General features: G+C 66.3%; 11 protein-coding genes. 10 read left to right on the forward strand and 1 reads right to left on the reverse strand.

Annotated features, from left to right (window positions below):
- The first annotated feature begins 10 nt into the window (after positions 1-10).
- The 5 genes from VHK65_04380 to VHK65_04400 are packed head-to-tail and all read left to right on the forward strand — an operon-like array spanning position 11 to position 5551.
- A complete protein-coding gene (locus VHK65_04380; GenBank protein HVS05386.1) occupies positions 11-1108 on the forward strand; it encodes an NAD-dependent epimerase/dehydratase family protein in 1098 nt (365 codons plus the stop codon).
- Positions 1105-1650, forward strand: coding sequence for a hypothetical protein (locus VHK65_04385; GenBank protein ID HVS05387.1), 546 nt, complete (start codon positions 1105-1107; stop codon positions 1648-1650). The genes VHK65_04380 and VHK65_04385 overlap by 4 nt, the downstream gene beginning before the upstream one ends.
- Complete coding sequence (locus VHK65_04390; GenBank protein ID HVS05388.1) at positions 1647-3248, forward strand: phospholipid carrier-dependent glycosyltransferase; 1602 nt, start codon at positions 1647-1649, stop codon at positions 3246-3248. The genes VHK65_04385 and VHK65_04390 overlap by 4 nt, the downstream gene beginning before the upstream one ends.
- The gene (locus VHK65_04395) at positions 3218-5194 is read left to right on the forward strand and encodes a hypothetical protein (protein ID HVS05389.1); all 1977 of its coding nucleotides are present in this window, start codon (positions 3218-3220) and stop codon (positions 5192-5194) included. Before VHK65_04390 ends, VHK65_04395 begins: the two co-directional genes overlap by 31 nt.
- 18 nt (positions 5195-5212) lie before the next feature.
- A complete protein-coding gene (locus tag VHK65_04400; protein ID HVS05390.1) occupies positions 5213-5551 on the forward strand; it encodes a phage holin family protein in 339 nt (112 codons plus the stop codon).
- On the opposite strand, the gene VHK65_04405 is transcribed toward VHK65_04400, so the two are convergent.
- On the reverse strand, positions 5548-6714 hold the full coding sequence (locus tag VHK65_04405; GenBank protein HVS05391.1) for a mannosyltransferase family protein: 1167 nt from the start codon (positions 6712-6714) through the stop codon (positions 5548-5550). The genes VHK65_04400 and VHK65_04405 overlap by 4 nt on opposite strands.
- Between VHK65_04405 and VHK65_04410 the strand changes: the two genes are divergently transcribed.
- The 5 genes from VHK65_04410 (at position 6705) to VHK65_04430 (ending at position 11323) form a co-directional block, all read left to right on the forward strand.
- The gene (locus VHK65_04410) at positions 6705-7532 is read left to right on the forward strand and encodes an inositol monophosphatase family protein (GenBank protein HVS05392.1); all 828 of its coding nucleotides are present in this window, start codon (positions 6705-6707) and stop codon (positions 7530-7532) included. The genes VHK65_04405 and VHK65_04410 overlap by 10 nt on opposite strands.
- Positions 7532-8839, forward strand: coding sequence for a glycosyltransferase (locus tag VHK65_04415; protein ID HVS05393.1), 1308 nt, complete (start codon positions 7532-7534; stop codon positions 8837-8839). The genes VHK65_04410 and VHK65_04415 overlap by 1 nt, the downstream gene beginning before the upstream one ends.
- Entirely contained in the window at positions 8832-10037 is a 1206-nt protein-coding gene (locus tag VHK65_04420) for a glycoside hydrolase (protein ID HVS05394.1), read from the forward strand. Before VHK65_04415 ends, VHK65_04420 begins: the two co-directional genes overlap by 8 nt.
- Positions 10038-10169: 132 nt before the next feature.
- Entirely contained in the window at positions 10170-10586 is a 417-nt protein-coding gene (locus VHK65_04425; GenBank protein HVS05395.1) for a response regulator, read from the forward strand.
- A gap of 98 nt (positions 10587-10684) precedes the next feature.
- Positions 10685-11323 (forward strand): hypothetical protein, encoded by a 639-nt coding sequence (locus tag VHK65_04430; protein HVS05396.1) that lies wholly within the window; start codon positions 10685-10687, stop codon positions 11321-11323.
- Positions 11324-11338: the final 15 nt, after the last annotated feature.

Consider the following 11338-nt stretch of genomic DNA (forward strand, 5'->3'; position numbering starts at 1 on the left):
GTCCCCAGCAATGAAGGTGCTGATCACCGGCGGGGCCGGCTTCATTGGTCAGCGCACCGGGGAGCTTCTGCTGAAGCAGGGGCATCAGGTCACGGTCCTCGACAATCTCTCGCCGCCGGCGCACGACGGCCCACCGGCGCTCCCGGCGGGGATGGAGCTGGTCGAAGGGGACATCCGCAAGCGCGAGGATTGGGTCAAGGCGCTCAAGGAGAACGAGGTCGTGTTGCACCTCGCGGATCACCATGACTACCTGCCGTCCTTCAGCAAGCTCTTCCACGTCAATGCGGTCGGCACGGCGATTCTCTTCGAGCTGCTGCTCGAGGGAAAGACCTCGGTGCGCCGGGTGGTGCTCGGCTCCTCGATGGCCGTCTACGGTGAGGGGAAATATCGCTGCGGCAAAGACGGCGACGTCTATCCGCAGCCGCGCCGGCTGGACGCGCTCGAGCGGGGCATCTGGGATCCACCATGTCCGATTTGCGGCGGCGCGATCACGCCCATGGTCACCGATGAGTCGGTCGCGCGACCGACCAGCGCCTACGGCTTGAGCAAGCTGGCGCAGGAGGAGATGGTCCGGCTCCTGGGCGAGACGCATGGGATCGAGTGGATCATCCTTCGCTACGGGGCCGTCCAGGGACGGGCGCAGCCGTTTCAGAACGCCTACTACGGCGCCCTGCGGATCTTCGCGCTCCGGCTCGCCCACGACCAGCCGCCGCAGCTGCTCGAGGATGGGCATCAGCTGCGCGATTTCGTCGACGTCGACGACGTGGCGCGCGCCAATCTCGCCGCGCTCGCCGGGCTGCCGCCCGGCGCCTACAACGTCGCCAGCGGTCGGGCGCACACGGTGATGGACCTGGCGCGGATCCTCCTGCGGGTGGCCGAGCGCGATGTGGCGCCGGAAACGCCGGGTCGTTATCGCGTGGGCGATGCGAGGCACTCGGTGCCCGATGTCAGCCGAATGAAAGCGGCCGGCTGGGAGGCGCAGAGCGGGCTCGAGGCGATGGCTCGCGAGTACTGGCAGTGGCTCCTTGCGCAGCCCAATCTCGATACCCACTATGAGGGTGCCGACCATCTGATGGAGCGTACCGGCACCGTTCGCGTGGCTCGATGAGCGCGAACGGAAGCCGGCGCTATCCCATCCGCTACGCGACGCAGCGGTGGAGCGACGGCAAATGGTTTTACGGGGCGCTGTTCATCATCGGGCTGGCGCTCATCGGCTACAACCTGTACCGCAAGCTGTCGATCATTTCCCTCATCCCGGTGACCGTCCTCTGCGGCGGCATCCTCCTGGCGTTCTGGATGATGCAAAAGATTTCCTACGTAGAGATCACCGATGACGGGCTGCGGGTTCGCTACCTGCTTCGTCACCTGGAGCTGCCCTACGGCGCACTGGCGCGCGTGCGACGCCAGCCGCTCGAGGTGGCGTTTCAGCCGGCCGAACGCCGCCGCTTCGTGAACCGGTTCGTCCGGCGGCTGGGCCGCGAGCCCGCCGCCTATATCCGGCTGGATCGCCGCCAGCCCGACCTGGTCGAATCCGCCGAACGGCAGCTCGGTCCGCGCCTTGTCGCCGGGGCCGACATCGTCGTCCCAATCGCGCGTGTGGACGAGTTCGTCGCGGAAATGAAGAGCCGGGTGCGCAGTCCATCGAGTTGAGACAATCGCGTTCCGCCTGGTGGCGCCTCGACCGGCGCGACCTGTACTGGCTGATCGCGCTCACTCTGGCCGCGGGGATCCTTCGCTTCGGCAGCCCGATCTTCCTCGATGTCTTCGCCCACCCCGGATCGTCGGCGCCCATCAGCGCCTGGGGCATCGGGCACAACTACCAGAACCCGTCGCTCCCGGGGCTGGGCAAGCCGGACGCCATCGCGCCCGACTCGCCGTTCATTTTCGATGAACTCTACTTCGCCAACGACGCCCAGAAGGACTTGCTCGGTCGAGACTATTTCGACCCGGAGCCGCCGCTCGCCAAGCTGATCATCGCCCTGGGCATCAAGCTCTTCGGCTTCAACTCGTTCGGCTGGCGCTTCATGCCGGCGCTGTTCGGCACCGCGCTGATCCCGGTCATGTACCTGCTGGCCCGCCAGCTGCTGACGGTGCGGTTCTTTGCCGTCGCCGCCGGCGTACTGACCGCCTTCGACGGGATGACCTTCGTCGAGTCCCGTACCGCGGTGATCGACATCATCCCCATCACCCTGGTGGTCCTTGCCTACCTTCTGTTCCACCTCCACCTCAATGCCGACAGCGTCGCAAGGCGACGATGGATGATCGTGCTCACCGGCATTACGCTTGGGCTGGCGCTCGGCGCCAAGTGGACCACGCTGGCGGCCTACGGCACGATCATCGTGATCCTGGCCATTCGGCTCATCCTTCGTTGGACGCGCTACGACAGCGCGACCGGTGGTATCGCCTTGCTGAGCCTCGCCCTGTTGCCCGCCATCTTCTATGGCCTGAGCTTCATCCGCTACCTGACGATCACCCACGGCATCACGAATCTGCCGCAACCCGCGCTGTCCTTCGTGCCCTTTCACTTCAACCCCGGCGCGGCCTGGACCGAGCTGCGGGAATGGCACTGGCAGACCTGGCACTACCACCTCACCCTGACCGCGCCCCATATCTTCTACAGCCCCTGGTGGTCCTGGCCGCTCGATTTCCGCCCGGTCGTCTATTACTACACCGGTACCGGCCTCGGTGTCGACCAGGCGAGCGGCTCGACGCTGGTGGCGGAGATCTTCAACCTCGGCAACCCGTTGATCTGGTGGGCCGCCACCTTCGCGTTGGTCGGGATCGCGGTCGGGTTGCCGGCCCTGATCCGCGACCACCGTTCGCGCCACGGGCTGGTGTCGACGGACATGGCGCCGCGGGATGGGGCGGGACCGGTGGATCAGCGACTCTACCTCTCGATCTTCGTCCTCATCGCCTTCCTCGCCGCCTGGCTCCCATTCTCCCGAGTGCCGCGCGGGCTCTTCCTCTATCACATGCTCGGCGGCTTGCCGGCGATGTTCCTCGCGCTCGCGCTGGCGCTCACCTATCTCCGCTCGCTGCGCGGCCACCTTCCCGGCCTCGCGGTCCGCATCAACGGCGCGCTGCCGGCCTACGCCTACCTGCTGATGGTGATCGGCTTCTTCCTCTACTTCTATCCGCTGTGGACGGGACTACCCCTCACCACGGACGCCTTGAACAGCCACGTCTGGTTCGCCCTCGTCAAACCGCTACCCAACTGGTGTCTCTGCTACTGGACCTCCCCGGGCTAGCGCTGGTTGCGGGCTGCCTGGTCCTCGGTCTGGGCCTGGCTGCGGGCGGACCCCCATGGCTGATGGCGGGCGAGCGGGTGGTCATCGGCCTCGTGCTGGCGGTGGTCGCGATCACGATGCTGGGCTATGTCGCGGCGCTGGCTGTCGGGGTCACGGTCGGTCTCGTCCTGCTCCTGGCTCTGGCGGGACTTCTCGCGGGTGGCTGGTTGCTCTGGCGTCACCGGACACGATATCGTCTCCCCGCTTTTCCACGCTGGAGCGGGGCCCCATTCGGACTATCTGCCGCCATCGTGGCAGTTGCGCTCGGCATGGGCTACCTGTTCGCGCGCGTGGTGGAGGTCACGCCCGACGTCTGGTTGGCGCATTACAACGCCACCTGGTCCGACTGGGCCTTCCACGCCAGCTACGCGACGGCCTTCGTCTACGGTCACAACCTGCCGCCGCAGAATCCGATCTTCGCCGGTACACCTTTCCGCTATCCGTTTGCGCCCGACTTCGCCAGCGCGCTGCTGGTTGGCGGCGGCTGGAGCATCCCGGCATCGCTCATCTGGCCGAGCTGGGCGATGACCGTCCTCGCGCTCAGCGGGCTGATCCTCTGGGCGCGGCGGGTCACGGGTGGGATCGGCGCCGGCGTGGTGGCGGTCACGCTCACCCTCGTGGGAGGCGGCGTTGGGTTCTTGGTCTTCTTCAGCGACGCCGCGCGCCTGGGAGTGATCAATGCCCTGATACACATCGCCCGCGATTACGACCGTTCTTGCCCGGACCCGAGATGCCTCGATCCGACGCTCAACGTCCAGTGGTACAACCCGATCCTCTCCTACTATCTCCCGCAGCGATCCTTCGTCTTCGGTGCCGCGATGGTCATGGCGGTCCTGCTGCTGCTGACCCCTCCGCTCATGGCCACGCCGCTCCTCCGTTGGCGTGAAACCGTCTCCACGATCCGTTCGTCGTGGCGGCGGTGGACGCTGAAGAGCGAGGCGGTCGCCTTCCTCGTCGCCGGCGGGTTGACCGGGCTGCTGCCGCTCTTCCATGTGCACAGCCTGCTCGTGCTCGGCATCGTGACCGCCTGCTGGGCCCTGCTCTTTCCGCGGCCGGCCTGGCTCGGGTTCTTCGCAGTGACGCTGCTGCTGGCCGTGCCGCGCCTGCTGATGGCGGTGCCGGGCGACCCCGGCGCTCCCCCGGAACACCAGTACCCACGGTGGTTGATCGGCTGGATGTCGGGCACGGACTTCCCGCCCTGGTTCTGGATCAAAAACACAGGCCTCCTCTGGCCGCTGCTCTTGCTCGCTCTGCTGAGCCCGCTGGCGCTGCGCGGACGCGCCCGGCTGCTGATCGCGCCCTTCAGCCTGGTGTTCCTGGCCGCCAACCTGGTGAAGTTCCAGCCCTGGGATTGGGACAACAGCAAACTGCTCGTCTTCTGGTACATGGCCAGCGCGGTGGCGGTGGGCGCGCTGCTCGTCCGCCTCGCCCGGGCGCACCCGCTGGGCGGCGTTCTCGCGGGGGCGGTCTGGCTGAGCCTGGTCGCCTCCGGCGTCTTCTCGCTGATGCAATTCCTGCCCCCGCAAGGGCCCGCGTATACCTGGTTCACGAGCGAAGAGGTGCAGCTCGCCGCGGCGGTGCGCCGGCAGACGCCCCCGCATGCGGTGTTCGTAACCGGCGAGGAGCCAACCAATCCGGTCGCCGACCTGGCCGGGCGCCCCGTCCTGATGAGCTACCCTGGTTGGCTCTGGAGCTATGGAATCAACTACGCGCAGCGGGAGGCGGACATCGCCCGCATCTACAAGGGCGGGCCGGATACGCTCAGCCTGCTCAGCCAATATCATGCCGACTACATCGTGATCGGGCCGAGTGAACGGAGCGCTTTTCAGCCCAACGCCGACTATTTCAACGGGCAGTTCCGGCTGTTGCTGCACACGCCGAACTACGACATCTATGCGGTGCACTGAGGCGGCTAGAATGCAGGCGTGTTGATCCGCTTCCTGGTCCACGTCGTCGCCCTGCTGTTCGTCTTCTACGTGGTCTGGGGCATTCGCGGAGGAACCCTCTGGGCGGCGGTCGTCATGGCGCTGATCCTGGCGCTGGTCAATACCATCATCCGGCCGGTCCTCCTGATCCTGACCCTACCGGTCACGCTCCTGACGCTCGGACTGTTTGTCATCGTCCTCAACGCGCTGCTGTTCGGCCTCTCCTTCGCCGTCCTGAACGGCATCATGAACCTGCACATCGCGCTGAGCTTCGGCCAGATCCTGATCGGCTACCTGATCTACGCGATCGCCAGCTTCGTGCTGACGCGGCTTCTCTAGAACGCCCAGTAGCCGCGACCGAAGGCCAGCCCGAAAAACACCAGCGCGACGAAGGACACTCCCACGAGCGGGAGGTAGAGCCAGCGGCTCGTGAGGCGCCCGGCCAGAAGGAAGAGCGGATACATGCCGAGGAGATATCGGGGGATGCTCAGCCAGAAGGGCAGAAAGGTGACCATTACCGTGACGACCGTCGCGTAGGCGGCGTCGGAGGGTCGCAACCGCAACCAGCTCAGCGCCGTCGCGAGGTAGGCCGCGATGCCGCCGGCGATCTCGCCACCGCCGACCGTGAGCTTTTCCCATGGCACGCGCCAGCTGATGCCATTCACCGCGCCGGCCAGCCCGCGCCAGGGGGCGGCGAGCGAATGTGCCCAGTGTTCCCTCTGCACGGTGACGAAGGCGAGGGGATCGCCGAGGACGAGCAGGTTGGTCAGGAGGTAGGTGAAGAACCCGAGCGCGACCAGCAGCGGCGGGACGATCACCTGCCAGAGGCTGCTTAGCGCGCGCCGCGCGGCAACCAGTTCGATTATCAGGAAGGGAAGGAGCGCCAGCCCGGTGAGCCGCGATGCCGCGGCGAGGCCGCCCAGCAGGCCGGCCCACAGCCAGCGCTGCCGGCGCGCCGCCAGGACGGCGCCGAAGGTCAGCGCGCAGAAGAGCGCCTCCGTGTAGCCGACGAGTAAGAAGTACGCGGTGGGGAAGACGGTGAAGAACGCTGCCGCGCGCCAGGCCGCCTTCTCGTGCCCATCCACGCGGGCCACCTCGTAAAGGAGGATGGCGGCGACCACCCCTGCGATGTTGCTGATCAGCAACGCCGAGGTTCGCGCCGGAAGCCCGAGGGCCGACACCGCGCTGATCAGGGCCGGATAGAGCGGGAAGAAGGCGATCAGGTTGCGGGCATCGCCGACCGCTCCGTAACCGTGAGTGGCGAGGTAGACGTAATGCCGGGCATCCCACTTGTCCCACGTCTGGCCGAGCGCCGTCAACGGGTCGGGGGCGGCCCCGAACTCGATCAGGGTGAGGGTGACAAGCACCGCCTTGACCAGCAGCGCGAGCGCAAGCAGGCTCAACCAGGGGCGCAGCCGGTCCGCCGGAAGCCCGGCGATCGATGGCGTTGGCGTACCATAGCGACTCGACGGCCTGCCGGCCACCTCACTGAGTGACCTCACCAGCCTGGCTTCCCATTTTCCGCGCCATCGCCGCGGAGATCCGCGCCACGATCCCGCCGCTCGCCGGCACGCCCCGGGGACGCGAGGAGGTCGGCCTCGGCGCCGGCGGCGACCGGACCGTTTATCTCGACCAGCTTGCCGAAGAGATCGTGGTCCGCCACCTGGAGCAAGCCTATCGCAGCGGCTTGCGCTTCCGGCTGATCTCCGAGGAGCTCGGTGAGCGCGACTTTGGCGGCGAGCCGCTGGTGCTGGCCGACCCGCTGGACGGGAGCTACAACGCCAAGATGGGGCTGCCATACTATGCGGTCGTGCTGGCCGTCACTGAGGGTGACCGGTTTTCAGACGTGCGGCTCGGTTACGTCCAGAACCTGGTGACCGGAGACGAATACCACGCGATTTCCGGAGCCGGAGCGTTTCATCTAGGTGAGCCACTTCGGCCGACACCCCCGGCATTTGACGGCCGCTCCATTCCGCTGGTCCAGTTCGACGCGCCGTCCGGGGTGGAACCGCGCGAGCGAGCCGCGCCGATCTTCGCCCTGGCGGAGAAGGTCCGCCAGCTCGGCTCGGCGGCGCTCAACCTCTGCCACACCGCGTCCGGTGGGGTCGCGCTCCAGGTGACGCCCGCGCCGGTGCGGTCCTTCGACCTGGCGGGCCCGCTCCTCATCCTCCGGGAGGCCGGCGGGATCGCGACCGACTATCAGGGCGGGTCGATCGAGTCGGTCTCGGTTCGATTGGACACACGCACCACGCTGCTGGCGTCGCTATCCCCGCAGATTCACGCCTATGCGCTCGAGGTGTTGGGGGCGCGGGTTCGCTGATGCTGGAGCCGGAGCAGACCACCTTCATCCTGCTCTCCTTCGAGGGTCCCGACGAGTACTCGCAGGCCGGCGGGCTGGGCGTGCGGGTCAAGGAGCTGTCGCGGGCGCTGGCGGAGCGAGGCTTCGAGACGCACCTGTTCTTCGTCGGCGATCCCAATCTGCCATCCGATGAGAGCGCGCTCGACGGGCGGCTGTGGCTGCATCGCTGGAGCCAGTGGATCAGCCGCTTTCACCCGATTGGCGTCTACGACGGCGAGGATGACAAGGTCGCCGATCTCAACCGCAGCCTACCGGACGCGCTGGTCAAGGGGTACATCGAGCCGGCTATTGCGGGTGGGAAGACGGTGGTCGTGCTCGGTGAGGAGTGGCACCTCGCGCACGCGATGAGCCTGATCTCGGATGTCCTCTACTTCGCCGGGCTGCGAGACCGCTGCCTCCTGCTCTGGAATGCGAACAATCACTTCTCCTTCCATCGCATTAACTGGGGTCAGCTCTCCTTCGTTTGCACGCTGATGACGGTGAGCCGTTACATGAAGCACATCATGTGGCGCTGGGGCGTCAACGCGATCGTGGTGCCCAACGGCATCCCCGGGTCGATGATCGCCCGGGTGAGCCAGGCGCAGGTGCGAGCGGTGCGCGCGGCGGTGAATGCGTCCGCGTTCCTCTTCAAGATTGGCCGCTTCAGCCCGGACAAGCGCTGGCACCAGGCGATCGCTGCCGTCGCGCAGCTGAAGGAGCGCGGGGTCACCACCCGCCTCCTGATGCGCGGCGGCCTCGAGCCCTTCGGCGGTGAGGTGCTCGATTTTGCGGAACAGCGGGGGCTGCGGGTGGCACGGCTGTCTACCCGCATCGACGATGTCGCCGCGCTGGCGAAGACGCTGAAGGAGCATCAAGACGCCGACATCTGGAACGTCACCGCGTTCCTACCGGACGACCTGTTGCCGGTGCTCTACGCCTCGGCGACCGCCACCCTGGCAAACAGCGGGCACGAGCCGTTCGGCCTGGTGGGCCTGGAGGCGATGGCCTCCGGTGGCATCGCGTTCGTCGGCGCCACCGGCGAGGAATACGCCGAGCCGTTCAAGAACGCGATCGTCATCGAGACCGAGGATGCGGCCGAGATCGTGGCGTACGTGAACCACCTGGCGGCGCGTCCGGAGACGGCGCGCAACCTGCGGATCGCCGCCCAGCGGACGGCGCGAGACTACACCTGGCAGCGCGTCATCGACATCTTCTTGCAACGCCTCGAATTCGTCGCCCTGAAGCAGGGGCTGAACGTCCCGTCTGAGAGGATAGATACCGATGCCTAACAGCCTGGTCATCTACATGGTGGTGCACCAGCCGCGCAGGATCCGGCTGCCGGCCCAGCTGATCCCCCGCGGCACCGCGCCCGAGAAGATGGACGCCCTGATCTTCGACGATCAGATGGACCGGCGCTACTTCGACAAGGTCGCCAAGTACTGCTACCGGCCGGCCACCGAACTCTTCCAGTCGTTGGTGGACAAGGGCATGAAGATATCGCTCGGCTTCTCGGTTTCGTTCCTGCTGCAGATGCGGCGCTACGGTCCGGACGTGCTGGCCGGCTTCCAGAAGCTGGTCAGCCACGAGAACGTCGAGCTGGTCGCGGTCGAGCCCTATCACTCCTTCATCTTTTATCTCGACATCGGCGCCTTCGCCGAGCGGATGGCGTGGGGCAAGCACCAGCTCGAGGACACCTTCCAGAAAACGATCACGGTCACCGACACGACCGAGATGTTCATGTCGAACGATGTCTACTTCCAGTTGCAGCTCAACGGGTTCAAGGGCGCCGTCATGGACGGCCGGCCCTGGGTGATGGGCTGGCGCGAGCCGACGCACCTTTACCGCTATCCCAACGAGGAGATGCGGCTCTTCACCCGCCATTACGAGCTGAGCGACGACGTCGGCTACCGCTTCAGCAACCGCCAGTGGAATGGCTGGCCGCTGATGGCCGATACCTACGCGACCTGGGTCCGGCAGGCGATGGGCGAGTTCGTCTTTATCGCCTGGGACTTCGAGACCTTCGGCGAGCACCACCGGGCTGACTCGGGCATCTTCCCCTTCATGCACGCGCTCCACGCCGACTTCGCCAAGAACAAGATGCACTACCTGTCGCCATCGGAGGCGATTGCCACCTTCAAGGACGCCCACGAGATGCCACTGCCGGAGTACGGATGCACCTGGGCCGGAGATGGCGGCATGGACTTCTTCCTGGGCAACGAGGCGCAACAGGGCATCTTCCGGCTGATGCACCACATCTACAACAAGGCGAAGCTGACCAAGCACCCGCACCTGATCGACATCGCCATGTGGTTACTACAGTCCGACAACCTTCACTTGATTCAGTGGTTCTCCAAGGCCGGCGCGCAGGCCGAGGTCTCCGCCTACTTCACCCCGGATGAATGGTGGGAGCTCGGCGGCCTGGGCATCCTTCGCGAGCAGCAGCGGGTCTACGTCAACTTCCTCCGCGCGATGGACGAGTATGTGTGAGTCGAAACGGCCGCTCGCGGTTACCGGCTAGCGCACATCGGGACCCGCGGAAAACCGGGATACGGCGAGTCCTTTACGGCTGATACTCAGCCACCCTAGAATTCCGAAAGGAATGGAAGAGGGGGGACTGTTGTGAGTGGCGTCCCGGCTTCTATTCCGACGAACGACGAACCACCCGTCCTCGTCGCCGACGACGACCGCGACGTCCGGACGATGCTGCGGACGCTGCTCGAGCTCGATGGCCACGAGGTCATGGAAGCCAAGGACGGCGAAGAGGCCTGGCGGCTGTGCGTCGAAGTCCAGCCGGCGGTCGTGGTGGCCGACATCCAGATGCCGGGGATCGACGGGCTACAACTCTGCCGGCGGATCCGTGAGAGCCGCTACTCGCCGGACATCAAGGTCATCGTCTACACCGCCGGGATGGCGACCCCTGAGGAGGCCAAAAAGGCCGGCTGCGACGAGTACTTCCTGAAGACCGATCCCTTGCCAAAGCTGCGCGACAAGGTCCGCCAATACACGAGCGCCCGTCCCGGACCGGCCACGCTCTAGCCCTTACCCGGGGCCCTCACCAGGGGGCGAATACGATCCGTATTCGGCGGCTGCAAGGTCGGCCAGCGCGCCCGGGTTATACCGCAGGGGTGCCTTCCTTGCCCGTGCCTCCGTTTCCGGCCGTGGTCGCGGTGGCCATTGGCGTGCTGCTCTTGCTGCGGCTCGTCGGTGGATCCATGCCCTGGGGCCAATTGATGATCGCCGTCGGCCCGGACGGCCGCCCGATGCGACCGCGCGTCAAGTGGCACCTGTGGACCATTTGCCGTGGCGAGCCACCACTGATGACGGCCGCGCTCGGTTTTGTGTCTATCGTGCTCGGGTTGCTGGCGCTTTACTTTGTCGGGCCGGAGCTGGCAGAGGCCATCAGCCACCCGGTGGCGCGCTGGCTCGTGTACCTGATGCTCTTCACCCTGGGGGCGTCCGGCACGGTCGTGCCGGTCGGCGTCATCGTCCTCGTCCGCAGCGGCCTCGACCTTGCCGCCCGGCGATCCTCCATGGTCGGCGTGGTGGTGGGCATGCGCCGCGACGTCGGCCTCTTCGGCCGGACCTACCGCGTCGCCATTCAGGGCGGAGATCGCGTGATGACCAAACGACTTTGGGCCGAGGCATTCCGCGTCAACCGCACGACCTTCGATCGGCTGCGGCCGGGTGACCGCATCACCATCGAGTACTCACCACATCTGCGCTACGTCTACCACATGGTCATGCCGGAACCGCTGAAAAAAGCGGTCGGTTAGCTAGACTCTTTCCCC

The sequence above is a fragment of the Candidatus Dormiibacterota bacterium genome (assembly GCA_035544955.1).
Taxonomy (GTDB): Bacteria; Chloroflexota; Dormibacteria; order CF-121; family CF-121; genus CF-13.